We start from the raw sequence: 21,410 nt of genomic DNA, 5'->3' as shown, positions 1-21,410 counted from the left end.
ACCGGGCAGCTGACCGAACGCGTCCTCCCGCTCACCCGCCCCGCGCTTCCGCAGCGGTCGTACGAAGTCGCCTCCCCCTTGGCCAGCGCCACCTTGATCGGGAACTCCACAGAACCGATCCTGCGAGCCCCGCACCCCCTGAGCGCGCCGGGTGGTCCGTACGGCCTACCCGTGCACCAGCCCCGTCTGCGGGGTGCAGATCTGGCACGGCTCGATGTCCGGCTCCGCCAGGGCGTTGATCGCCTCGTCGCGGGTGTCGTTTCCAGGATGTTCACCCCGGTTTCTGTCGAATCGTCACGCCGTAATACTTACTAAAACCGGCGCTCCGGGAAGCTGTCCTATTTCCGTCCCCGTGGTCTGGCCGTGCCCATGAGGCAGGCACAGGTGTAGTCAGCCCCAGTCGGCATTGATCCACGCGAGCAGGCGGGCGCGCTTCTTGTAGGAGCAAGGAGCGTAGACAGCGCCGGACGTGGCGTACGTTTCGGACCCGCCCCGCAGGTCGTGCCCGTAGTCGCTGGGGCCGTATTCGCCGTCGCGGTGGCCGTCCATGTCGTCGGCCCAGTCGAGGAGACCGAAGTCGAGGTCGAGGTTCTTGAGGTACCGGGCGGGGTCGGCCGGTTCTACCGGTGTGGGACGACCGTCCGCCCCGGCGGTGAGCCGGCCTTCGAGGCAGCCGTCGGAGCGCACGGGCTGGCCCAGCCACCACCCGGCCAGGAACACGGCGTACAAAGTGGTGGCGGCGCCGAGGCGGCGCAGGGTTATCCAGGCAGGCATCCGGGGAGTGTCGCACGACACGAGGCCGGCGCCCGCGTCGGCGGACACCCCGGGCCACACCGCCTCTCTACCGCCAGTGGCCCTCGAACCACGCTCGCATGCGAGGGCGTTCGCTCGTGTCGTTGGTGCAGGCGACGGCGTAGGAGACGACCGTCTGGGACAGCCTGTCGTCGGCGCCCCCACGCGGGTTGTAGGGGGTTTTGTAGGCCGGGTCCGGCGTCGGGTCGAGCGGGATGGGGGACTTCGAGTCGTACCGTGACGGGTACACCGTCGGCGTCGGAGTGGGTGTGGGGGATGGTTCGGTTTCGTACTCCTCAGCGATCCGGTCGAGGGCGGCCTGGTCGACGTGGCATTCGGGGGTGACGGGCTGACCCAGGTACCAGCCCGCAACGAACACGCCGTAGATCGCGGCGGCGGCGCCGAGACGACGCGGGGTGACCCAGCGGGGGGTGTTCACCGGCGGCCCCGTTCCAGAACACGGGCGGCGTCCCGTAGCGCCTGGACAGCGGCTGCGGCGTCCTTGGCCAGACTGTCACGGATGAACCGGCAGGCGGTCGAGAGTGCCTCCTCCCGCATGGCGGCCTCATTCCCCATGGTCGTGGAAGAGCCGGTGCACACGCCGGGCAACGGGTCCCCGGTCATGGACTGGTTCCCGGTGCCGTGGCGGGGCCGACCGAGTGCTCGACGACGATGTTGTCCAGGTCCGCGCTGCCGCTCTGGTCGGCGGCGAGGGTGAACCCGGCGCCGAATGCGGCGGCGGTGAAGACCGCCCCGATTCCGAGGGCGGCTCGGAGGCTGACCCGGCGCATGTCGGGCGGTGTTGTGCTCATGCCGAAGGACCCTACCCGCAGGTGTACACCTGTCTGCCGGTATGTGTGCCCCTCGACATGTGGCCGGCGCGGATGTCGAGGGAACAGGCCATGCGGGGCTGAACGGCATGGGGTCCGAGGAGTATCCGAGCACCGATCACCGCTACGGCGTTCAGTTTCCTGAACGCGGGCGGCCGTCGCGGGGGCGCCGTCGGACTTAGCACCCTCTCAATGTCGATCATAACGGCCCAACCCGTCCCGTCCAGCTTGCGGAAATCCTCGATCAGCTTGGCACCCAAGCCCAGTAGCCGCACAACCTCTTCGTCCCGCGACCGGCCCTCTGGCTGAAGGTCCAGGTGCAGTCGATTCTTGATCGTCTTGCCCTCGGGTACAGGGAGGAACAGCAGCCCCGGCCCACTGCCCTCGCCGGTGCTCACAAGTACCTCCGGGACCTCGGGCCTGTTGTCCTCGTAGAGAACTCCTCCCAGAACCTCCGCCCAAAAAGACCCGAGAGCATGGGTGTCGGCGTACAAGCTCATGCGCAGGGCGAAGTACGAGATCACGTGCAGAGGCGGGGCGTCACTCATGCTGTGCGGTGGGGCAGGAGAGCAGCGGCAAGTTCGCGCCACTCGTGCTCGGGCAGAGAGGTGGTGTCGGCGGTGAGTACTTGCAGGCAGACGTGGTCAGCTCCTGCGTCGAGGTGCTCCTGAACGCGTCGGCGGATTGCTTCTACTTCCCCATAGGCAACGATCGCATCCACCAGTCGACGGCTCGGTCCGCCGACGATGTCCTCGTCATTGAAGCCGAGTCGTCGAACGTTCGCTTCCTGATGCGGTGCCGAGAGGTAGCCGGCGACGTGTGCCGTGGCCACTTGGCGGGCGCGGCTCAGGTCGGTGTCGAGCACCACTGCCTGCTCCACAGCGAGGAAGGCGTTCGGTCCCATGATCTGGCGCGCCTGTTCGGTGTGCTCGGTGGACACGAAGTAGGGGTGCGCGCCCCAGGTGTGTTCGGCGGCCAGCTGAAGCATCTTCGGACCGAGGGCGGCCAGTACGCGGCGCGGAGCCGGGTCCGCTATGGGGCCGTGGGCGGGTACCGCATCCATGGCCTGCAGGTAGGCGCGCATGGTGGTCACCGCTCTGCCGCGGGCCGGTACGGGGTAGCCGTCCAGTTCGTGGACGGTGTCGTCGACGCGATGTCCGCCCAGGCCGAGTACGTAGCGTCCGGGGAACGCCTCGCCCAGCGCACGTGTCGCGGTAGCGGTGGCGATCGGGTCCCGGAACGCGATGTTGGCGATGCCGGAGGCGGCGACGATGCGCTGTGTCGCCGACAGCAACAGCCACGCCTGGCCCACTGTGTCGCGACCGAACGCCTCCCCGTACCAGATGGCCCCGTAACCCAACTCCTCGATCTCCGCGACCGATTCCCGTACTCGCCCGGCAGGCTGCCCCTCGTAGGCGAAGGTCCAGATCCCGACTCGCCCCAGCTCGATCCGCCCGCTGTCCGTCATCCGCACTCCTCAGGCCATGCATTCCGGAGAGGTTCTCCGCTTGGCGGACGCTAGTATACGGAGAGGTACTCCGCTTAACTACCCCGAACTCGACCGAAAGACAGGACGATGACGACCACACACGGGCACGTCCCCGCGCGACGACCGCGGCGTACCGATGCGCGACTCAACCGGGAACGTCTCATCGCCAAGGCGCAGGAAGTATTCGCTGAAGCCGGACCAGAGGCGTCCCTCAACGAGGTCGCCCGCCGAGCCGGCGTCGGCCCGGGGACCTTGTACCGTCACTTCCCGAACCGCTCCGCCCTGCTGACCGCGGTCCTCAGGGACCGGATCGAGACGCTGTGCGAGCTTGCCGAGACGCTGTCCTCCTCAGAATCCGCCGACGACGCGCTGACGCAATGGCTGCGCGCGTTCCTCGTCCATGCCAGGGTCAACCAAGGGCTGGGGGGCGCGTTGATGGTTGAAGAGCCGGTCACGCTGGGGCTCGACTGTCATCGGCTGATCCTGGACGCGGCAGCCGATCTTCTTGCCCAGGCCCAGCGGCGGGGAACGGCGCGCGCCGACCTGACCGCCGACGACCTGGTCCAACTTGTCGTCGGAATTGCGCTGTCCACAGCTCGCAGCCACGACGCGGAACAGCCCGACCGGCTGCTCACACTGGTGCTTGATGCCACGTACGGGACACCGCTTCAGAACGAGTGATCGCAGCAATATCCTCTGCACGTCATCTTGTACCTGCCTGTGTACATCAGCTCGTACACCGACAATGGGCGTCAGCGCAGTCGACCGTGATGTTGCGCATGAGTGAAGTCATGGGCGCCACCATCGGCGCCCGGTGCGGGACCGTCCAGCATGTAACAGGGCAATCATTGCTTGATGCGGCACTCTCTCGGACACCAGGGAGCAAGTAACCCGCTGGTAGCTTTCAGGGCTTTGCCGCGGCGGTCTTCTTCGGCTGGCGGGGCACGGTCTTGTCGCGGTCGAGGTGTCCGTAGACCGTGGGCCGGGGAACGTTGAACATGTCGGCAATCTGCTGGACGGTCTTCTCGCGAGCGTCGTAGAGCTGCTGGGCCGGTTCGGCCTGGTCCGGAGTCAGCTTGGGGCGGCGCCCGCCGACCCGGCCGCGGGCCCGTGCGGAGGCGAGCCCGTCGTTGGTGTTCGCCACGATCAGTTCACGCTGAAGCTCGGCGAGCACGGACAGCAACCTCCCAACGAGTAGCCGGACCACAGTCCGAACTGCACGCAGTGCGCAGATGCACGACTTGAGTTGGAGAGAATCAGAGATTTCTCTCTGATTCAGAGGGAGCATTTCGCCGATCAGTCGGCCCATCCGTATGTCGGAGGAAGCGCCTCGTTGCACCGCAGCTGTTGCTCCGCGGTGGAACGTATCGCGCAGTACGGCCGACCTCCCTTGCTTCACCGTCATGACCACACAGGAAGCAGTCGCGTGGATTCGAAGCCGCACCGGCCCCAGAGGTGGGACTAAATCCCGGCCGTGCAAGATCTGCACACCGGACGTGCCAGCCAGCAGGGCGTAAGGAGCCAGCAGCTCGCGGTGCGGCTCAGCCCTTGCTGGTGTCGCGGCTGCCGGCCGACTGGGCCGCCCGGCCGCCGCACCGCAGCGGTTGAAGCGGACCGCGTGACGCGCGCAGCAGCCAGGTCAGGATGTCTGCGCCCCTGCGGGTGAGCCGTCCAGGGAGTCGAGGAGCGCTCCGAAGGTGAGCTTTCTTTCGGGTGTTCTGCCGCTCTGTGACGTAACTTAGGGATTCTTGAAGCGTTCTCACCTCGTCCGACCGATCCACAGTCGGACCGAAGGCGAGGAGGCTCGGGTTGGCAGCGCTGGCGGTCGTACGAGACCTGCGCGAGCACTGGGCGTCCGTGTCGGCGGAGGAGCTGAAGCAGTACGAGACCGACGTGCTGTCCGGGTTCGTGCTCGCGCGGGCCTCGGCGGGCCTGGCGGACGGCACGACCCGCGGGAACGTCGGGCACCTGAAGCGGATCAGGACCTGGTTCGGTCGCCCGTTGTGGGACATGGAGTCGGCCGACGCCGACGCGTACTTCGGTTATCGCGGAGTTGGAGCGGGACGGCCGGTTGACCAACGTGGAGCTGGCCAACCGCATCGGGCTCACGCGGGTCCTTGTCTGAGGCGGGTGCAGCGCCTGGAGGCCGACGGGGGTGATCCGCAGCTACCGGGCCGTCATCGACCCAGCGGCCATGGCGCACTCCTTCGAGGTGCTGATCGATCTGACGCTGGAAGCGCAGGACGCGGAGACCGTGGAGCGTTTCGAGGAAACGCTCGCGCAAGCGGAGGAGGTGCTGGAGCTGCGCAGGTTGTTCGGCACGCCCGACTACTTCGTCCGTGTAGCGGTCGCCGACCTGGGTGCGTACGAGGCGTTCCTCAGCCGGCGTGTGATGACCATCCCCGGGTCAAGGGCGTCACATCGCACTCCACGATGAAGACCGTGAAGCCGGGATTTCATTGTCATTCCAGCGGCGTTCGTCATGGTGGGTAGGGCCAACGCAGCAACTGCGGTTGTCGCCCGCGGTACGGGGCGGCACGGCCGCCACCTGCAACCCGACGCCGGTTGCACACGGCTCGCTCCGAACGCTCCCTTCGTCGGTGTCGACCCGCTGCAAGGACGGGAGAGTGATCGACTTTAACCAACGCCCCATTAGTCGACATGATCGTCGAGCAAATCTGGATAAACTCGTTCGCTCCAACTCGAATAGGAGTTAGGTCACATGAAAAAGCGTTTCTTGCTGGGTCTCGTTACGGCCACAGTGGCCGCCTCGGCAATGGCCACAGGGGCTGCGGCCACGGCTAACGCAACCGGTCCCCGCAACTCGCCCGCTCCAGCTATGACCCCTGCCGGTGACGGTGCCTGCGACCTGGGATATGTGTGCGGATGGCAAAACCCCTTCTTCGAGGGGCCAAGGAACCTGTACACCACGACACCCACAGATTGCGTCAATACGGCGGCCGTGGTGCAATCAATCACCAATGCGACCGGGAGGCCGCTGAGGGTGTGGAGCGATTCGAACTGCACGGGTGCTAGCGATGTGGTTGATCCAAACCAGTCCGTTGGGAATTTCAGCTACACCATCTATTCGGTTTCCAACGCCTAAGACTTGTCCCGCAATGATCACCTGAGGGGTGCGAACACCGTTGCGCTGACGGCTCGCTCCGCTATCCGGTGCTGTTCAGGTTGTGCAGTCGCGCGATACCACTCATGGCGCGGTGAACGCCGTCGCCTTTGAGGCGGCAGTCGCGCAGGATCTTCCAGGTCCTAATCCTTGCGAAGACGTGCTCGACGCGGGCGCGTACTTGCTTGTGGGACTTGTTGTACGCCTGCTTCCACTCGGGCAGGTCTTCGCCTTTCCGGCGTCGGTGGGGCATCACGAGCCCGGTGCCCGGGTAGCCGCCGTCGGCGATCGTCGTGGTGTTGCCTACGCGGCCTTGGCCCCGGACTCCGCCCGCGCCTTGCAGTCGTTGCGGTTGCCTGGCAAGGGTTGGCCGACCACGACGACCAGGCGACTGTCGGCGTCGATGACGACCTGGTGGTTGGTGGAGTACCGGTAGTTTTTCGACTGCTCAGCCACCGTGTGGTCGCGCGTGGGCACGAGGGTGCCGTCGACGATCAGGACGGTGTCCTTGGCGAAGCGGCGTCGGGGTCGCAGGGCCAGCAGCGGGCCGAGATGGTCGATGATGCGGCCGACTGCGGACTTGGAGACACCGAAGAGCGGGGCGAGCTGCCGCATCGTCAGATTCGGGCGCCAGTACGTCGCCACCAGCAGAATGCGATCCGACAGTGGCAGGCTCCAGGGGTGTCCCCGCCGGATCTCGTCGGCACCCTCACGCTGCAACGCGGATACCAACTTGCTGAAACAGCGCGGACTCATTCCTGTGAACGGCACTATCCATGACGGCTCCGACGCAGTGATCAAACCCAGCACGGCAAGATCATCCATCGGTCGGAGCGCTACGGGGCCTGTCTCAAAAGACGGGGATCAGGTCGGGCTCGACGCCAAGCGCCATCACGTCCTTGCGGACGGCCTTCACGAATTGTGCGATCTCCGCCACGAGCACATCCCAGCCAACTGGCGAGGTCCACACGCCTGGCGCGGAGACGGAGCCGACCCGCCATCCCTCGGCAGATCCCGCGATCCGCACCTCGCCCGATTCCGCGTAGGACATCGAGTCGAACTCGAAGTCATCGCGGTCGCCGTCCAGCCAGCCCACCAGGGCGCGCGCCAGTTCAGCCACGGGGAACAGCTTCTCCGCCATCACCACGTGGTCACCATCCCGGATGACCAGGTCGGCCTCAATGTCTACGAGCAGCACCCCAAGAGGCGCTGTTTCAGGGCGGAGGCCACGCCGGTACAGATCCGGTGCACCCACATTTTCGTACGCGAGCTTCAATGTCATCTGGCCCTCCCCGGAGTCCAAGGGCCGCAGGTCTGTCAGCCACTCAAAACGCAAACCCTACCAAGTGGCCTGATAAGACTTGTCATGGGAAAGCGGGACAGCCCTTAGGGAATGCCGAACTTCCTCTGACCAAGGAAATTGGCGCGGGAACGCTGGCCATCCAGATCAATTGCCAAGGCAAGAAAATCCTTAACGTCACCGTCGCCCCCGTAGGGCTCTCTTTTCCTCTGAACTGCGTCAACGAGGAAGTCAGCAGCACCTACAATGAAATCCATCTAAAAAGAGCGCGCAGCGAAGGCACCGTGCAGGTATCGGCCCCCTCGACGGTTCGCTGGGCCCTCACAGTCGAGCAATAGGCGGAGCAGATCACCCCGAGAGGAGAACTGGTCCCAGATAGGTCGGCTGAATCCGTCTGGGGGCGCTCTCCATCGATTCCGTTTACCGCGGCGCCAGCCTTCGGGGGCAACCGGGGGCGACTGCCACGGTGGAAACCTCACTCCAAGAGCGACTGCGGCCCCCGCCACTGGCGGGGGCCGCAGTCGCTACGGACTCAGCCGGTCGACAGGTTGGCGTCGTACACCGGCGGCTTCGCGTACCCGAGCAGCCAGCCGAACCGCGGGCTGACGTGCTTCTCGGCCAGGCGGAACAGGCCGTAGGAGAATGGGGCTCGCAGGCCCACGAACAGGCGTTGTCCACAACAGAGCCACTGAGCAGCCCCTCCGGGGATCGGTGCCACGTCGACGCTCCGTACGATGCCGGGACTGCCAGACCTCGTTCCGGGCCGGCGCCCCGTCTCCGACGCCCACCGCGCCCAGCTCACCCTCCACCAGCAGCAGGTCAACACGGCTGTCGGCGTGCACCAACTGACAATCCCCGCCCCCTGGCAGCATCGACGCCCCGCCCCGCAGCCACGACCACATCGAGCGGTACGGCAAGCACTCGGCAGATTCGTCGCGGACGGCGGAGCCGGCCAGGGACCGCTGGTTCGACTGCCGGGGCGGAGCGGGTGTTGGCCGTCTCAAATCGATCTTCGCGGAGATTTCATCTTTGTGTACAACCTTTCACGTTCGCCCCAGGTCTGGTCTGTCGGGTCAGCAGACCCACAGACCAGACTTGGGGAACAAATGCGTATTCGTGCCACTGTTGCCGCTGTCTCCGGCGCCCTGGCCCTGTCCGCCCTCGCCGTGCCGGTCTCTCAGGCGAGCAGCCCTTCGTCCGCGCTGACGCGGGCGGACACCGCCCCGGTGATCAGCAAGGTCGTTGTGAACAGTGGAAAGCCGATCGTGCTCGGTACCACTGCCACCAAGAAGGTGACGGTCTCCGTCACCGCGTCCCACTCCTCGGGCATCGAGGACGCTCTCTCCTACATCTGGAGGGGCCGCGACAGCAACCCGAACCTGTACGGCTTCGGGTTCCACCCGGACGGGGAAAAGGCCAAGTGCAAGGCCGCGAACGCCACAACCTCGACCTGCACCCTCACCATCACGGTCGACCCCGGATACCTGTGGAACACCAACGCTACGACCTGGCGGGTCTACGCCGGCGCATGGGGCAAGGACGGGAACTTCACCGAGAAGGACACGTTTTCCTCGGTCAGGTTCCAGCGGCTGTCGCGGCTGACGGCCAACGCCTCCCCGGAGCCCGTGAAGAAAGGCAGCACCATCACGGTCACGGGCAAGCTGGACCGGGCCAACTGGGACACCCGTAAGTACGCTGGCTACGCGTCCCAGTCGGTCAAACTCCAGTTCCGGAAGAAGAACAGCAGCACATACACCACCGTCAAAACGGTGAAGGGCTCCAACACCGGCACGCTGAAGACCACGGTCAAGGCGGTGGAGGACGGCTACTGGCGCTGGAGCTTCGCCGGTACGACCTCGACTCCCGCAGCCAACGCCACCGGTGACTTCGTCGACGTGAAGTAGTCCCGCAGCGCGCGGTAGCGAGAGAACCGAAGGGCCCGGCAGGCCGGGCCCTTCGCCGTTTCCGCGAGGGGGCGTTTCCGCCGGGAACTACGCCGTCCTCATCGCGCCTTCGAGGGGTCCGCCGACGGCAGCGTCCTCGCTCGGTGGGACGGCATCCCACCGCGCCCGAGCCCGCCGGGCGGGTCCAGGCCGTGGGCTTCGACGGGGACACTGGCCGCCTGGACGTCGCCCCCGATGCTCCCGCGTACGGCACGAAGCTGCGTTGGATCGCGCCGAAGCTGGTCGCGGCGGCCAACGCGAAGGTGTCTGGTGCGAACGTCCGCGCCCTGCACGTCCTGGGGCCCGCAGCCGTGAAGGCCGGCCCCGCCGCAGATCCTGCCCGCCGCGCCGGTTCGGTGCCGGACCCCGCCGGACGGCTACCGCCTCGCCCTCGAGGCCCATCGTGCCGGGCGAGGACGTTCCCCGACGAGCACACCCTCCGGTTGCTGGTACGGGCTGGATTGGCGGCCCCAAGTCGGCGATCAGCTCCAGCAGGTAGGCGCGGCGCTCCGTGTACGGGCGGCTGCGCAGGTCTCCGATCGCAGGGTCCGGGTGCTGGATCACGTCCCAGCAGACGTACGAGGCCGGATACCGGGCCGCCAGGGCACGGGCTCGGGTCACGGACCATGCAGCCCGGGACTGTGCCGCCGCGAAGTCCAGCCGGCCGTCCCGCCAGATCACCGCTTCCCCATCCAAAACCGTGCCCGGCCGCAGTTCCATGCCGACCACAGCGAGGTCCATCCAGTGCTGGGTGACGATGCGCCCGGACCGGGCGTACAAGAACACGGTGTCGTCACTGCGGCGCAGCACGGTCCTGTGACTGTCATTCTCCAGACTTCCTGATGTCTCATGAGACATCAGGCGCCGACGCATCGGTCACCCCGCCGCCGCGATGTCGCCAGGGGTGAGGTCATCCCGAATACGCAGGTAGCGCACTGAGTGCTGGTGCCGGCCGCGGTCTACCGCTGTGTCAGCGCGTACCTCGGCGACGAGGTTCGGCTGGACGGTGACGTACCGGAGCTTGTTCCCAGAGCCCCATCCAGCGCTGATCTGCATTCCCGTCCACGGATGCTCGGGCCCGCCGGGGGTCAGCGCGGCCCCCAGCTCGCGCCGGCGCCGCGCGGCGGGGCCCGGACGGGTACGGCGAGGGCGAGCGGCACCGCCTGCACCTGGAACGGGTCGCACATCGTCATGTGTACGACGAAGAACGCGCCCAAACTCTCCCGTGGCCACCCTCGCGCACAGGCTCCTGACACGACGGGTCTCGTCGTGTTCGGTCTGCAGCAGCCGCAGGAGTTCGGAGACGTTCACGCGGCCAGCTCCACGTCGTCACGCCAGGCGGGGGTGGGGGTGGTGAGGCGGCGGAGCATGCCGGCGGTGGAGGCCCAGTAGACGCGGGAGGCCGCGTTGTCGGGCCGGTGGTCATAGTCGCGGGCGAGGCGTCGGTGGAGCATGAGGGTGCCGTTGACCTGCTCGACCACCCACCGTTTCGGTCGCGGGACGAAGCCTTTGCCCTGGTCGTAGGGGTTGCGCCGGACCACCTCGACGATGATGTCCTTCACCGCTCCGTGGATGATCACGGCGTCCTTGAAGCCCTGGTCGACCAGGGCTTTCTCCAGGCGCATCCCGCATCGTTCGGCAGCCTGGTCCAGGAGGGCGATGCCGGCCTCGTTGTCGTGCGCGCTCGCGGCCAGGACCACCACTCCGATGATCAGGCCCATGACGTCCACGGCGAGCCCACGCTTGCGGCCAGGCGTCTTCTTGTTCGCATCCAGTCCCGTCGTCTTCTTCGGCACCCCGGCCGCCACGCGGACGGACTGGGTGTCGACGATCAACAGGGACGGATCCTCCAATCGTCTGGACCGCTCCCGGACCTGGCAGCGCAGAATCTCCTGGATCCGCTGGTCGAGGCTGTCCTCGCGCCACAGGCTGAAGTAGTAGAACACCGCCGACCAGGACGGGAAATCGTGCGGCAGGAGCCGCCACTGACAGCCAGTCCGGTTCTGGTAGAGCAGCGCGTTCACGACCTCCCGCAGATCACAGGAGCCCGGGTCCCCGGTCGCAGACCGCGCCACCCGCTCCTGCTTCCACCCGGTGACCAGCGGTTCGATCAACGCCCACTGCTCGTCGGTCAAGTCGGTTGCATACGGCATCCGTTCCCTGCCAGTCACCTCATCATGCACACGACATGACACGAGCGCGACCCCCCATCACCCACGAACGGGCGACACCAAATCATCCGGAACGGGACTTAATGCCCTCTGAGGAATGGGATTGCTGGAACTGTGGCGCTATCAACATCACACCGGACCCGCCCTGGACAGAGGCCGATTGACACCTCCAGACCCGACCTGGGGGCGCCGCACACAATCGGTCAGTTGCTGGGGCCGAGCTCCCACTCCCCGGTGAGCACCGGATCCGACACTGAGCTGAGATTCGCAGGCCGTTGCCGTCCCTCGTTCGAGTGAAAGCGTTGCTGGTGTGCATCCGTCGGCGTGTTGGGCGGGAGCATCGTGCTGCGGAGGGCAACTCCAACCCGGGAGTGGGGATGGAAGCGACGGTCAGCTTTCGTGGGCACGGTGGCGGGGTTGAAGGTTGTTCCTGGGCGTCTGTGGCGACGGCGTCGCTGCAGACGGCTCATCCGTGGCGGACGTTCCGCTGGTGCAGGGACCAGAAGCACTACTCGGGTACCTACTGGTCGGCGACGATGCGCGATCTCGTGATCTACGAGTCGCACCTTGAGCTGTCTCGTCTCCTCTTGGACGACTTCGACCGGGCCGTACACCGGATCCTGGCACAGCCGTTTCTGCTGAAGACGCAGGTGAACGGGAAAGTGAAGTTCCCCCACTTGTTCGCCGATGCGGTAGTTCAGGAACTCGATGCACTGCATAGCCGCCACCTTCTCGTGTCCCCGGCAGGTCGGCGGACCACCACCTGACAGGTGCGCTGCGGCGGGACATACCCGGTCGCCAGGCGGTAGGCGGCGAGCGCGCCCAGGCCCATGGCTGTCAGGACACTGTGATGACGATCTTGCCGCGCGCGTGGCCGGTGGCGCTGGCGTCGTGAGCTGTAGCGGTCTCCTTCAACGGGAACACGGCGTGCAGCGGGACGGTGAGGCGTCCGAGGTCGGCGAGATCGGCCGCCAGTGGCAGTCCTGCCCAGCCCGGCGACTCTCCTGCTTGGGAGCGGGAGAACCGCACTCCGTATCGGTCGGCGTCGAAGTCTGCGATGGTCACCACGCGGTGCGGGTCGCCGGCGATGGCCACCAGTTCGCCAAGAGAGCCCTTACCGGCCGCGTCCAGAACTACGTCGACGCCGTGCGGAGCCAGTGGGGCAAGGCGATCGGCCAGCCCTGCCCCGTAGGTGACCGGTACGACGCCGAGCTGGTCGAGGAAGTCGTGGTTGCCTTTGCTCGCGGTGCCGATCACGTCGAGGCCGCGGGCCTGGGCGAGTTGCGCGGTGATGGTGCCGACGCCTCCGGCGGCACCATCGATCAGCAAGGTCATGCCCTCGGCGGCTTCCAGGGCCTCCAGTACACGCATGGCTGTGTCGATGTTGCCCGCGGCGCCACCCGCTTCCTCGAAAGACCACGACTGAGGCTTGGGTGCCCATGCCTCAAGGACGGCGTACTGGGCCGCGGCGCCTCCTTGATCCACGAAGGGGACGAGGCCGAAGACCTCGTCTCCCACGGCGGTGCCGGTCACCCCCTCCCCCACCTCGTCGACTATTCCGGCGGCATCCATGCCGGGGATGTGGGGGAAGTCCAGGGTGGCGATGTCCCGCAGCATCCCTGAACGCAGGTACCAGTCAACCGGGGTGACGCCGGTGGCACGCACCGCGATGCGGACCTGCCCGGGCCCGGCGTGCGGCTCTTCGACCTCCTCCATGCAGAGGACTTCGGAACCGCCGTAGCGGTGGTATTGCATAGCAAACACGGACAACCTCCGTACGCGTAGTAAGTCGTTCAGCAGGAGAGCTTGCAGTCGCTCACCTTTGCGGGACTGTCAGATTCCCGCTTGGTCTCGGTCGGTGAAGAAATTGATCACGTCCTGGGGGGTGGGGTTGTGGGCGACTGCGGCGGCGGCCGCGGCGCTGCGAGGGAACAGCGCTTGTTCGTATGAGGTGAGGGCGGTCTCGATGTCGTCGGGGTGTGCGGCGAGGGCCTTTCCGAGTTCGGCACCGTCCTGCATGGCCAGGTTGGCGCCTTCACCGTTGGGGGTTGAGAGGTGGGCGGCGTCGCCGAGCAGGGTCACTCCCGGCGCCCGGTCCCAGCGGTGCCCGACCGGCAGGGCGTGGAGGGGGCGCAGGACCGGCGCGGTCTGGCCGGCGGTGATCAGGGCGGTGAGTTCCGGTGCCCAGCCGTCGTACTCCTCCGCGATCCGCTCGGCGGCTGCGGCGGCATCGGTGAAATCGATGGTGGCGAACCAGTCCTGCGGCTTGGCCAGTGTGATGTAGGTGCGGAGGACCCCGCTCTTCTCCCGGTGAGCCACGAGCCACTTCCCGTTCCCGTCCGGGTCGAGCGCGACAAGTGTCCCGCCGCCGACCGCTTTCGCGGCGGCCGGGTGCCGGTTGTCGGCGTCGTGCAGGTAGGTCTCGACGAAGGACCGGCCGACATATTCAGGTGTGGCGTCGGAGAGCAGCGGTCGGACTCGTGACCAGGCGCCGTCCGCGCCGACCAGCAGGTTCGTGACGACGGCGGCGCCGCCTGCGAAGGTCACCTCGTGGCGGCCCTCGGTGAGGGCGCGGACGCCAGTGGCCTTGTGGCCCCATCGGACGGTGCCGTCGGGGAGTGCGTCCAGCAGGATCTGTCGCAGCTTGCCGCGCTGTACCTCGGGGCTTTCGCCCGTGCCGTCGTCGGCCTTGTCGAACAGGACGGTTCCGTTGTGGTCCAGGAGCCGTATCGCTTGGCGGCCCTCCAGGATGAGGCCGCGGAACCCGTCCATCAGTCCGGCTGCCTTGAGGGCGAGTTGGCCGTTGTAGTCGTGGATGTCGAGCATCCCGCCCTGCGAACGCGCCGTCGGGGAGGACTCCGCCTCGTAGACCGTGACCGGGATGCCGTGGAGGTGCAGGACGCGGGCCAGGACGAGGCCGCCGAGTCCGGCGCCGATGATCGTGACAGGAGTGTGCATGGGGCTCCTTGCGTGTCGCACACCTGCCGGGTGGGCCCCGGCGGGATCACGGGAAGGAAGGCAGCTCGCCGGGCCGTGCGACCGGGCAGGGAACGGCTCAGACGACGATGACCCGGCGCCCGCGCGTGTGACCGGCCCGGCTGTCGATGTGTGCCGCCGGGGCCTCGGCGAGCGGGTACGACTTCTCGACCGGTATGTGGAGCTTTCCCCGCGTGATGAGGCGGACGGCCTCGGCGAGGGCTTGCGGAACGTTCCCGGTCACGCCGGAGTACTGGGCACCGAGCTCCGGCGCACCCAGGTCGGCGATGGAGACCACCCTCCGCGGATCCCCGGTCAGCTCGACGAGCTCGCGGATCACGCCTGCCCCGGCCAGATCGAGCGCCGCGTCGACCTGTCCGAGCCGCCGCACCCGCTCGACCCAGCCCTCGCCGTACGTCGTGGCGAGGGCGCCCAGGCTCCGCAGATACTCCTGGTTCGCGGCTCCGGCCGTGCCGATCACCGTGATGCCGCGCTCGTGGGTGATCTGGAGGACCGCCGATCCAACTCCCCCGGACGCGCCGCTGACCAGCAGCGTCTGCCCGGACTGCACGCCGGCCTGACCGATGATGCGCAGCGCGGTCTCCACGACGGAGGGGTACCCGGCCGCCTCTTCGAAGGTCAGGCTCTCGGGCATACGGGCCCAGGCCGCGAGGACGGCGAACTCGGCATACGTACTTGAGCCTCGCCCGAACACGCGGTCACCGACCTCGACCCCTTCGACGTGCTCGCCGACCTCGTCCACCACCCCGGAGGCGTCCTGCCCGACTCCGGCGGGCAACTCGACCGGGCGGACCTTCTGGAACTGGCCTTCACGGATCCGCCAGTCGACCGGGTTCACGCCCGCCGCCCGCACGGCGACGCGTATCTGGCCGGGGCCCGCGTGGGGCTCCTCGGCGTCTTCGAGGTGGAGAACGTCGGGACCGCCGAATTCGGCGAAGCTCACTCTCTTCATGCGGCCGACCGTAACACTAACGGTTATGATTTAGGAACCGCTATCCCTTTGGATTTGGTAGTGTCAGCGGCATGACCGTGCCGACGACCGGACGCCGTGAACGCAAAAAGGCCGCGACCCGCCAGAAGATCGCCGACACCGCCCTGCGGCTCTTCCTGGAGCGCGGGTACGACGCGGTGGGCATCCGTGACGTGGCCGCTGAGGCCGACGTGGCCGTCACCACGCTCTTCTCCCACTTCGCCTCGAAAGAGGCCCTGGTGTTCGAGCAGGACGAGAACTTCGAGCAGCGCCTCACGCAGGCGGTCACCGGCCGGGGGCCGCACGAGCCACTCATCCCCGCGCTGCGCCGCGAGATCCAGGCCATGGTCCGGCACTGCACGGGGGACGGCGCCGCCCCGATCTACCGCATGATCGACGCATCACGTGCCCTGCGGGAGTACGAGGAGTCGATGCGGCTGCGCCACGCGGAGTCGCTGGCCACGGCCCTCGTCGCCGATCCCGACCTGTCACAGAGCGCAACGGCCTGCCGGACGATCGCGAGGTTCGTGATCGACGCCTATGCGCTGGCCCACGAGGCGGCCGACCCGGACGCCGCGCTGGACGAGATCTTTCAGATGATCGAGGCGGCCTGGGAAGTCACCTGACCTTCCAGGTGAGGCTGCTGGCGAGCAGTGAATCCAGAGCTGGACGGGGCCTCAGCACGAACTCTGGTTCCGCACGAGCCAACTCGTCTCGGAATGACATCCGATCCGATCAGGACGGACCGTCGAGGAAACAACATGAAGTTGAGACTCCGACGTCCGACACGACGTGAGACTGCGGAAGAACCTGCAGGTCACGAGGGCGATCGCCAACACCAGCCGCGAGACCCTACACCCTGTGGGATCCCCTGCTGTCCTGGCCGCCACCGGCAGCGATGACGCGCTGCGCCTGCACCGGGACCTGCTGCACCGCTTGCAACGCCCCGCGCCCGCCGACGACACCGACCTCCTCACCCAGATCACTGTCACTCGCATTCGATACACACCTCCCTGCGCCGCCCGGGGCCTGGCCGACGAGCGGGCGGCCGCCGTGTCCAACCCGGTGGTGACGAGCCGGCGCGAATTGACGCCTTCCGCGCGGCGACCACCGGCGGGTGCTGGCGGTGCTGAGATTCCCGGAAGGAAACGGCTGACCCCGGGCGCTCGCCGAAGGCCCGGCCGACGCCGGGGCGGCGAAAAGGTTTTGGTGTGCGGGGCCGTCGGAACCGGGTAACGTCTTTGTCATGTTCTTCCAGACGCCGATTTACGAGTGAGAGCGTGATGGGCCCCTGCTGACGTCCTTCGACATCGCCGTCCGTCCCCCACCGATGAATCCGTAGATCACTTCACATCATTACCGGGAGAACCCGTGACCGTGAGCAAGAACATCAACAACCCCGTGGGCATGGGCGGCGGCCAGCGCAAGAGGTTGTCCCGCGCCGAACGGCAGAACAACGGTCCGCACCGCAACCTCGACCGCCAGGGTGCAGCCGACCAGAAGGCGGAGCTGGTGCGCAGGATGCGCGAGAAGGCAGGCGCAGCTGAGGGCGCCGGGCAGGCGGGCGACGACACCGCACAGAGCTGACGCACCGCCGCAGGGAGGCACCGCACGGGGCAGGGCCCGGACCGCGACGCGCGGTCCGGGCCCTGCTGCCGTACAGGGCGTAGTCGATCGCCGCCAGCACCAGGCCCTGGCACGCGGTCATGCCGGCGACGGTGCTCAGGGCGTTCCGGGTGAGGTCGTCGCCGTCCCGTACGAGCCGGCCGCAATCGCAGAACTCCAGGCGCTTGACCAGGGCGATGGACGCCTCCTCGGGGAGGAAGTCCGCGACGGCGTCGACAGCGACGAAAGCCGAAGTCAACCGCGAGCTGGAGCGCCTGATGGCAGGTGGCTGGGTGGGCGGCGAACGCGCCGGTCAGCGGGGCATGGGGGCGGGTGACGACCGGCGGCCGCACAGAGCGCCATCAGGCGGTGGCCGATGAGAACGTTCAGGAGGCGCCAGTGGGGGCTGTGCTCACTGTGAGTGGCCGCCAGTTTCAGCCCCTTTCCCCTGCCGCCGGGCAGGTCGGCCGTTCCGCCCCGACCCATCTGTCCGCGCTCCTCAACGAGATCGGTGTTCCCGGCTGCAGCCGCACACGGCGCCGCCATCCGCCAACAGCTTCTGGAGATGCCCGCCCCCGGCATCGCAGATGCTCTCGCTACCACGACAGAACCGCGACAGGCTGGTCTCCTCAACGAGGTAGGCGGCGTGGAGTCGATACGCGCAGGCGAGTCCGCACCCAACGGTGATTCACTGGCCCGATGAGCACGTTCGACGAGTACCTCACGGACTGGGAGTTCGGCGAGGACTGGCGGCCGGTGGTCGAGCACCTGGCGGCCCGCGTCACGAGCTGGCCCAGTGGGGCGCCGGAACCTGAAGACTTTTGCGTGGACTTCCCCGTCGACCTCCTATGGACAGACGGCCTGCTGGTGTGGACGAGCCTGGTAGACCCCGTGCGCAATATGATCAGCACCTGCTTGGGCGGCCAGATCGACCGTACGGGTCTTCGCTGCGGCATCCTGAACCCCCACAATCCGGGAGACCATCTCGACTGCCGCTTCGTCCTTCTCGGCGAAGGAAGATCCCTTTCTGATCTGGCAGATGTGCTTCTGGATTGGGTGGCCGCCGAGGCCGCACGTCTTTCGACCAGTCGACCGCAGCCCCTACGCGCGCCGGGATCCGTGCAACCGGAGGCGTGACCGCTCCCGGGCTCGTGTTCACCGTGAGTGGCCGCCAGGGGCATAGTGCCGCCAGGTCCCTCCGGCTTCGGCTGCGAGCTGGGCAGTGGTGTCGTCTTGGTAGCCGAGCATCCGGGCGACCACCGGAGCAGGGGCCTGGAGGACGAGGTGGCGGATCGCCGCGGTGCGTCCTCGCTGGGTCGGGAAGGCCAGGTGACGGAGTCGGAGTTCCAGAGTTTCCGGGGTCATGGGCTGTCCGGCCCGGCGGCCGGGGAAGAGCCATCAGGCGGTCGCGGTCATGGTGTTCGGCCGCTGCCCCAGGTAGTCCAGCAGCATCCCGGCGAAGGGGGCCGGAACAGGCGATGGTGGGTCGCCGAGCCGGACCAAGACCTCGCCGTCCTCGTGCAGGACGTCGTCGGTGCCGAGCCGGGCGATCCGGGTGAGCGGCTGTGCGTAGAGAAGGACGAGCAGGGCGGCGACGCGGTCCTGAAGCGGCACGTCGTCGTGGTTGACGAGTTGCCCTAGTGCCGCATCAGGCAACGTTCGCCCCGCTGACGACGTCGCGTAGGCGCTCATCGGCAGCGTTCTGTTCACGAGTGATGACGCGCTTACGCACCGTCATGGGAAGATCTGTACATGTCGGCAGTGAGCCGGCCAGTGAGGAGCACCATGTCCGAGACCACGCCCAACGCCAAGGGCCCCGCCAAGACACAGATGTCACCCGAGATGATGGCAAGCCTTGGGCTGACTCCCACCCTTGAGGCAACGTCGCCCCAAGAACCGACGCTGATCCCGGCAACCGAGGTCAAGCCCGAAGACATCGGCACGCTGTCGATCGAGTACCGGGATGGTCAGCCCGTGATCGTCGTCAGAGGCGGGACGGTCATTCCGGCAAGGCTGGCGGTTTATGTGCAGGACAGCGGCGGCTACGAGTTCTACTTCGATATCGCGACCCCCTCCGGTGCCGTATCAGGCAACGCTCGCCGCGCTGACGATCTCGCGTAGGCGTTCGTCGGCAGCGTGCTTGTTCCGCCAGATCATGTAGCGGCGGAACAAGCTTCCCTGCTCCTTGTGGCCGCACGCGTTCAGCCACGTGATCATTCTGACCGCCCAGTGCCGCCCGGCGCAGCAACCGGACGACACGTCACAACGAGGCGAACGTTGCTTGATGCGGCACTAGCAGCGCGAGCCGCTGGTGCTGGGCGAGCGGGGCGGGATTGCTTGTGGAGCGGTGCGGGACGGCAGCCTTCTGCATGTGTTTGGACCGCATCGCCCACCGCAGGAAGGCGTGGGTGAGGCGCCGGGCGGTGTAGCCGCCGGCGTACCAAGCATCGACATCGGCCTGCGTGCAGTCGGCGAGAGACCGTCCACGCTCGGCGAGATGATCGAGGAAGGCGGTCGCGAGGTGGATCTCGTCGCGGGCCTGCTGGACCTGCTTGCCGGTGAGCGGGCCGCGGCCGGCCAGGGTGTTGAGGCGGCGCTGGACGTGCCAGGCGGCGAAGAGCTCCAGCAACTGCCGGTGCCCGGCATCGTCGATGGCGGGCAGCTTCTCGGCGAGCCATCGCTGGAACAGCAGCAGCTGTCGGTCGGCAGGTGGCAGGCCCCCGGCCTGGATGAGCAGATCACGCAGGTAGGCCACTGAACGCCAGGGGGTGAGCTGGCTCAGGCCCTCGTGGGTGAACGGGACTTCGCCGCGGGCCAGGGCCCGCAGGTTCCGCTGGACGTGGGGCTTGCTGGTCCAGGCCAGGGGGTGTCGGCGTACGCCCGAACGTAGGCCGTACGCCGACACCATGCTGCCGCAGCACGCAAGCTCGCGGCTGCGACACGACCCGAAGGCCCCGGAGAGGCTGCAACGGGGACTGGTCGACCGTGCCGCCGCTGCGGAGCCACGCACACTGGACCGCGAACTGTCCTGCCTTCGAGCCGCTACGGCATGGTGGCTGGCAGAAGGCTGGATCACCGCAGACCCGGCCGCCGGGCTGGCATTGCCGGTGCCATGTCCTGGACCGGCACCGAACCCTTCTGGTGTTTCCACGGCTGTGAGGGTGACTGCCGCCGACCCGGATCGGGCCCGTGCTGCCCTCGCCTTGCGGGCTCCGCTCAGGGAGTTGGCTCTGTGGCACCTCCTCCACGAGTCAAGAGCCCCCGTCGAACAGGTGCTTGCCCTCAACATCGACCACCTCGACCTACTCGGTCGACACACCAGGGCGCGCGGCAGCATCCCTGAGCTGGGGACGGGGCACGGCACGTCTGCTGCCTATGCTGCTGGCCGGGCGCACCGCGGGGCCGGTGTTCGTCACCGACCGACGGGCTCCCGCCTCCACGCCGGCAGTTGACCGCTGCCCGGTGACCGGCCGAGGACGGCTTTCCTACCGCCGGGCCGCGGAACTCTTCACCGCCGCGACCAGACCACTCGATCCAGGTGGCCGCGGCTGGACGCTGCTTGTCCTGCGCGACCGGGCACCGCGGAACAGGGCGGTCCTCGGACGACGCGCCGGGCATACGCGGGCGCCGGTAGGAAATGACACGGATCTGAGACCGACAGTGCCTGACACGACGTGAGACAGCGAGAGAACATCCAGGTCACAGCGTCGTCGTATGACATCGAAACTGAGAACCAATACAGGCCGTCTGGGGTATCTCGGGTGGTCCGGGGCGGCGGCCGAAGCGTTCGGGGTGGCGGGCGTGTGCCTCGGCGAGGGTGACCGCGCGCTGGTCGCGGACTTCCTCGGCGGTCCCGAAGTGGACGAAGGCGGGGGTGTGCCAGCCGATACCCGAGTGCCGGTGCTCATGGTTGTAATACGCGATGAACGCGTCGAACCACTCGCGGGCGTGGGCCGGCGAATCGAACCGTTCGGGATAGTCCGACATGTATTTCGTGGTCTTGAACTGGGCCTCGCTGTAAGGGTTGTCGTTGGAGACCTTCGGCCTCGAGTGCGACCGCGTCACCCCCGGATCGATCAGTAGTCGGGAGACCTTCTTCGACGTCATCGAGGTGCCGCGGTCCGCGTGCACGGTCTGGGGCACGATGCCGTTGCGGGCGATGGTCTCGCGGATCAGCTCCTCGGCCCGC

General features: G+C 67.4%; 29 protein-coding genes and 2 pseudogenes. 10 read left to right on the top strand and 21 right to left on the bottom strand.

The annotated features are described in order from the left end of the window. Positions 1-165 precede the first annotated feature (165 nt). From IEZ15_RS47470 to IEZ15_RS39650, 7 genes and pseudogenes are all read right to left on the bottom strand, one after another. Positions 166-243 (bottom strand): annotated as a pseudogene (locus IEZ15_RS47470) (DUF6233 domain-containing protein); the annotation flags it as partial. A gap of 147 nt (positions 244-390) precedes the next feature. Beyond that, positions 391-774 carry a hypothetical protein gene (locus IEZ15_RS39670; RefSeq protein ID WP_189281857.1) on the bottom strand — a complete coding sequence of 128 codons (384 nt, stop codon included), beginning with the start codon at positions 772-774 and terminating at the stop codon, positions 391-393. 67 nt (positions 775-841) lie between these two features. Next, positions 842-1,231, bottom strand: coding sequence for a hypothetical protein (locus tag IEZ15_RS39665; protein ID WP_189281856.1), 390 nt, complete (start codon positions 1,229-1,231; stop codon positions 842-844). Further along, the gene (locus IEZ15_RS46600; protein WP_268250498.1) at positions 1,228-1,350 is read right to left on the bottom strand and encodes a hypothetical protein; all 123 of its coding nucleotides are present in this window, start codon (positions 1,348-1,350) and stop codon (positions 1,228-1,230) included. Before IEZ15_RS46600 ends, IEZ15_RS39665 begins: the two co-directional genes overlap by 4 nt. Positions 1,351-1,412: 62 nt before the next feature. Further along, positions 1,413-1,604: a hypothetical protein gene (locus IEZ15_RS45855; protein WP_229846450.1), complete on the bottom strand. Its 192-nt coding sequence runs from the start codon at positions 1,602-1,604 to the stop codon at positions 1,413-1,415. Between the two features lie 11 nt (positions 1,605-1,615). Next, entirely contained in the window at positions 1,616-2,146 is a 531-nt protein-coding gene (locus tag IEZ15_RS46930; protein WP_308427497.1) for a VOC family protein, read from the bottom strand. A 20-nt stretch (positions 2,147-2,166) separates the two neighbouring features. Further along, positions 2,167-3,090, bottom strand: coding sequence for a TIGR03620 family F420-dependent LLM class oxidoreductase (locus IEZ15_RS39650; protein ID WP_189281855.1), 924 nt, complete (start codon positions 3,088-3,090; stop codon positions 2,167-2,169). Between the two features lie 108 nt (positions 3,091-3,198). Between IEZ15_RS39650 and IEZ15_RS39645 the strand changes: the two genes are divergently transcribed. Then, complete coding sequence (locus IEZ15_RS39645; RefSeq protein WP_189281854.1) at positions 3,199-3,792, top strand: TetR/AcrR family transcriptional regulator; 594 nt, start codon at positions 3,199-3,201, stop codon at positions 3,790-3,792. A gap of 223 nt (positions 3,793-4,015) precedes the next feature. Here the strand turns inward: IEZ15_RS39645 and IEZ15_RS39640 are convergent, their stop codons facing one another. Next, positions 4,016-4,285 (bottom strand): helix-turn-helix domain-containing protein, encoded by a 270-nt coding sequence (locus tag IEZ15_RS39640; RefSeq protein WP_229846449.1) that lies wholly within the window; start codon positions 4,283-4,285, stop codon positions 4,016-4,018. An 879-nt stretch (positions 4,286-5,164) separates the two neighbouring features. On the opposite strand from IEZ15_RS39640, the gene IEZ15_RS47465 reads away from it, so the two are divergent. From IEZ15_RS47465 to IEZ15_RS47460, 3 genes are all read left to right on the top strand, one after another. After that, positions 5,165-5,236 carry a hypothetical protein gene (locus IEZ15_RS47465; protein ID WP_322110728.1) on the top strand — a complete coding sequence of 24 codons (72 nt, stop codon included), beginning with the start codon at positions 5,165-5,167 and terminating at the stop codon, positions 5,234-5,236. A 30-nt stretch (positions 5,237-5,266) separates the two neighbouring features. Further along, positions 5,267-5,548, top strand: coding sequence for an Lrp/AsnC family transcriptional regulator (locus IEZ15_RS45850; RefSeq protein ID WP_229846448.1), 282 nt, complete (start codon positions 5,267-5,269; stop codon positions 5,546-5,548). 285 nt (positions 5,549-5,833) lie between these two features. Continuing rightward, positions 5,834-6,217 carry a peptidase inhibitor family I36 protein gene (locus tag IEZ15_RS47460; RefSeq protein ID WP_189281853.1) on the top strand — a complete coding sequence of 128 codons (384 nt, stop codon included), beginning with the start codon at positions 5,834-5,836 and terminating at the stop codon, positions 6,215-6,217. Between the two features lie 61 nt (positions 6,218-6,278). Here IEZ15_RS47460 and IEZ15_RS39625 read toward each other — a convergent pair. The 3 genes and pseudogenes from IEZ15_RS39625 to IEZ15_RS39615 all read right to left on the bottom strand — a co-directional run bounded on the left by IEZ15_RS39625 (position 6,279) and on the right by IEZ15_RS39615 (position 8,253). Further along, a pseudogene (locus IEZ15_RS39625) lies at positions 6,279-7,045 on the bottom strand (transposase). Positions 7,046-7,085: 40 nt separating this feature from the next. Next, entirely contained in the window at positions 7,086-7,517 is a 432-nt protein-coding gene (locus IEZ15_RS39620) for a DUF7878 domain-containing protein (protein WP_229846447.1), read from the bottom strand. Positions 7,518-8,067: 550 nt separating this feature from the next. After that, a complete protein-coding gene (locus tag IEZ15_RS39615) occupies positions 8,068-8,253 on the bottom strand; it encodes a hypothetical protein (protein WP_189281852.1) in 186 nt (61 codons plus the stop codon). 388 nt (positions 8,254-8,641) lie between these two features. Between IEZ15_RS39615 and IEZ15_RS39610 the strand changes: the two genes are divergently transcribed. Then, entirely contained in the window at positions 8,642-9,439 is a 798-nt protein-coding gene (locus IEZ15_RS39610; protein WP_189281851.1) for a DUF5707 domain-containing protein, read from the top strand. Positions 9,440-9,526: 87 nt separating this feature from the next. On the opposite strand, the gene IEZ15_RS45845 is transcribed toward IEZ15_RS39610, so the two are convergent. The 3 genes from IEZ15_RS45845 to IEZ15_RS39600 form a co-directional block, all read right to left on the bottom strand. Next, positions 9,527-10,336, bottom strand: a complete 810-nt coding sequence (locus IEZ15_RS45845; protein WP_229846446.1) for an ATP-dependent DNA ligase — start codon at positions 10,334-10,336, stop codon at positions 9,527-9,529. 230 nt (positions 10,337-10,566) lie between these two features. Beyond that, positions 10,567-10,695, bottom strand: coding sequence for a hypothetical protein (locus IEZ15_RS46595; protein ID WP_268250497.1), 129 nt, complete (start codon positions 10,693-10,695; stop codon positions 10,567-10,569). 90 nt (positions 10,696-10,785) lie between these two features. Beyond that, positions 10,786-11,631 carry an IS5 family transposase gene (locus IEZ15_RS39600; RefSeq protein ID WP_189281850.1) on the bottom strand — a complete coding sequence of 282 codons (846 nt, stop codon included), beginning with the start codon at positions 11,629-11,631 and terminating at the stop codon, positions 10,786-10,788. 395 nt (positions 11,632-12,026) lie between these two features. On the opposite strand from IEZ15_RS39600, the gene IEZ15_RS45840 reads away from it, so the two are divergent. Then, positions 12,027-12,416, top strand: coding sequence for a hypothetical protein (locus IEZ15_RS45840; RefSeq protein WP_229846445.1), 390 nt, complete (start codon positions 12,027-12,029; stop codon positions 12,414-12,416). A 70-nt stretch (positions 12,417-12,486) separates the two neighbouring features. Here the strand turns inward: IEZ15_RS45840 and IEZ15_RS39590 are convergent, their stop codons facing one another. The 3 genes from IEZ15_RS39590 to IEZ15_RS39580 all read right to left on the bottom strand — a co-directional run bounded on the left by IEZ15_RS39590 (position 12,487) and on the right by IEZ15_RS39580 (position 15,598). Then, positions 12,487-13,413, bottom strand: a complete 927-nt coding sequence (locus IEZ15_RS39590; RefSeq protein WP_373302730.1) for an NADP-dependent oxidoreductase — start codon at positions 13,411-13,413, stop codon at positions 12,487-12,489. Between the two features lie 69 nt (positions 13,414-13,482). Beyond that, positions 13,483-14,607, bottom strand: coding sequence for an FAD-dependent oxidoreductase (locus IEZ15_RS39585; protein ID WP_189281849.1), 1,125 nt, complete (start codon positions 14,605-14,607; stop codon positions 13,483-13,485). A 97-nt stretch (positions 14,608-14,704) separates the two neighbouring features. Continuing rightward, positions 14,705-15,598: an NADP-dependent oxidoreductase gene (locus tag IEZ15_RS39580; RefSeq protein ID WP_189281848.1), complete on the bottom strand. Its 894-nt coding sequence runs from the start codon at positions 15,596-15,598 to the stop codon at positions 14,705-14,707. Positions 15,599-15,669: 71 nt separating this feature from the next. Here IEZ15_RS39580 and IEZ15_RS39575 point away from each other — a divergent pair, with 71 nt between their 5' ends. From IEZ15_RS39575 to IEZ15_RS39565, 3 genes are all read left to right on the top strand, one after another. Beyond that, positions 15,670-16,242 (top strand): TetR/AcrR family transcriptional regulator, encoded by a 573-nt coding sequence (locus IEZ15_RS39575; RefSeq protein WP_114243295.1) that lies wholly within the window; start codon positions 15,670-15,672, stop codon positions 16,240-16,242. A 745-nt stretch (positions 16,243-16,987) separates the two neighbouring features. Continuing rightward, positions 16,988-17,203 (top strand): DUF6243 family protein, encoded by a 216-nt coding sequence (locus tag IEZ15_RS39570; protein ID WP_189281847.1) that lies wholly within the window; start codon positions 16,988-16,990, stop codon positions 17,201-17,203. Between the two features lie 717 nt (positions 17,204-17,920). Next, a complete protein-coding gene (locus tag IEZ15_RS39565; protein ID WP_189281846.1) occupies positions 17,921-18,358 on the top strand; it encodes a hypothetical protein in 438 nt (145 codons plus the stop codon). Between the two features lie 18 nt (positions 18,359-18,376). Here the strand turns inward: IEZ15_RS39565 and IEZ15_RS39560 are convergent, their stop codons facing one another. Both IEZ15_RS39560 and IEZ15_RS45835 read right to left on the bottom strand, forming a co-directional pair. After that, the gene (locus tag IEZ15_RS39560; RefSeq protein WP_229846444.1) at positions 18,377-18,586 is read right to left on the bottom strand and encodes a hypothetical protein; all 210 of its coding nucleotides are present in this window, start codon (positions 18,584-18,586) and stop codon (positions 18,377-18,379) included. A 33-nt stretch (positions 18,587-18,619) separates the two neighbouring features. Further along, entirely contained in the window at positions 18,620-18,835 is a 216-nt protein-coding gene (locus IEZ15_RS45835) for a hypothetical protein (protein ID WP_229846443.1), read from the bottom strand. 171 nt (positions 18,836-19,006) lie between these two features. Between IEZ15_RS45835 and IEZ15_RS39555 the strand changes: the two genes are divergently transcribed. Further along, positions 19,007-19,342: a hypothetical protein gene (locus tag IEZ15_RS39555; protein WP_189281845.1), complete on the top strand. Its 336-nt coding sequence runs from the start codon at positions 19,007-19,009 to the stop codon at positions 19,340-19,342. Positions 19,343-19,481: 139 nt separating this feature from the next. On the opposite strand, the gene IEZ15_RS39550 is transcribed toward IEZ15_RS39555, so the two are convergent. Then, positions 19,482-20,129: a hypothetical protein gene (locus tag IEZ15_RS39550; RefSeq protein ID WP_189281844.1), complete on the bottom strand. Its 648-nt coding sequence runs from the start codon at positions 20,127-20,129 to the stop codon at positions 19,482-19,484. Between the two features lie 791 nt (positions 20,130-20,920). Next, the coding region (locus tag IEZ15_RS39545) for an integrase core domain-containing protein (protein WP_189281843.1) at positions 20,921-21,410 on the bottom strand (490 nt) is incomplete at its 5' end.

The organism is Streptomyces atratus, assembly GCF_014648655.1.
GTDB classification, from domain to species: domain Bacteria; phylum Actinomycetota; class Actinomycetes; order Streptomycetales; family Streptomycetaceae; genus Streptomyces; species Streptomyces atratus.
This window is presented reverse-complemented; position numbering and strand designations above follow the sequence as displayed.

Bases quoted from the DNA above. Each gene is read 5' to 3' on its own strand.
- IEZ15_RS39600 (WP_189281850.1), bottom strand. From the start codon at position 11,631: ATGCCGTATGCAACCGACTTGACCGACGAGCAGTGGGCGTTGATCGAA.
- IEZ15_RS39580 (WP_189281848.1), bottom strand. From the start codon at position 15,598: ATGAAGAGAGTGAGCTTCGCCGAATTCGGCGGTCCCGACGTTCTCCAC.
- IEZ15_RS39650 (WP_189281855.1), bottom strand. From the start codon at position 3,090: ATGACGGACAGCGGGCGGATCGAGCTGGGGCGAGTCGGGATCTGGACC.
- IEZ15_RS39550 (WP_189281844.1), bottom strand. From the start codon at position 20,129: ATGGTGTCGGCGTACGGCCTACGTTCGGGCGTACGCCGACACCCCCTG.
- IEZ15_RS39565 (WP_189281846.1), top strand. From the start codon at position 17,921: ATGAGCACGTTCGACGAGTACCTCACGGACTGGGAGTTCGGCGAGGAC.
- IEZ15_RS39620 (WP_229846447.1), bottom strand. From the start codon at position 7,517: ATGACATTGAAGCTCGCGTACGAAAATGTGGGTGCACCGGATCTGTAC.
- IEZ15_RS39555 (WP_189281845.1), top strand. From the start codon at position 19,007: ATGTCCGAGACCACGCCCAACGCCAAGGGCCCCGCCAAGACACAGATG.
- IEZ15_RS39560 (WP_229846444.1), bottom strand. From the start codon at position 18,586: ATGACCCCGGAAACTCTGGAACTCCGACTCCGTCACCTGGCCTTCCCG.
- IEZ15_RS39645 (WP_189281854.1), top strand. From the start codon at position 3,199: ATGACGACCACACACGGGCACGTCCCCGCGCGACGACCGCGGCGTACC.
- IEZ15_RS46600 (WP_268250498.1), bottom strand. From the start codon at position 1,350: ATGCGGGAGGAGGCACTCTCGACCGCCTGCCGGTTCATCCGTGACAGT.
- IEZ15_RS39575 (WP_114243295.1), top strand. From the start codon at position 15,670: ATGACCGTGCCGACGACCGGACGCCGTGAACGCAAAAAGGCCGCGACC.
- IEZ15_RS45845 (WP_229846446.1), bottom strand. From the start codon at position 10,336: ATGTCTCATGAGACATCAGGAAGTCTGGAGAATGACAGTCACAGGACC.
- IEZ15_RS39670 (WP_189281857.1), bottom strand. From the start codon at position 774: ATGCCTGCCTGGATAACCCTGCGCCGCCTCGGCGCCGCCACCACTTTG.
- IEZ15_RS39610 (WP_189281851.1), top strand. From the start codon at position 8,642: ATGCGTATTCGTGCCACTGTTGCCGCTGTCTCCGGCGCCCTGGCCCTG.
- IEZ15_RS45855 (WP_229846450.1), bottom strand. From the start codon at position 1,604: ATGAGCACAACACCGCCCGACATGCGCCGGGTCAGCCTCCGAGCCGCC.
- IEZ15_RS47460 (WP_189281853.1), top strand. From the start codon at position 5,834: ATGAAAAAGCGTTTCTTGCTGGGTCTCGTTACGGCCACAGTGGCCGCC.
- IEZ15_RS39585 (WP_189281849.1), bottom strand. From the start codon at position 14,607: ATGCACACTCCTGTCACGATCATCGGCGCCGGACTCGGCGGCCTCGTC.
- IEZ15_RS45840 (WP_229846445.1), top strand. From the start codon at position 12,027: ATGGAAGCGACGGTCAGCTTTCGTGGGCACGGTGGCGGGGTTGAAGGT.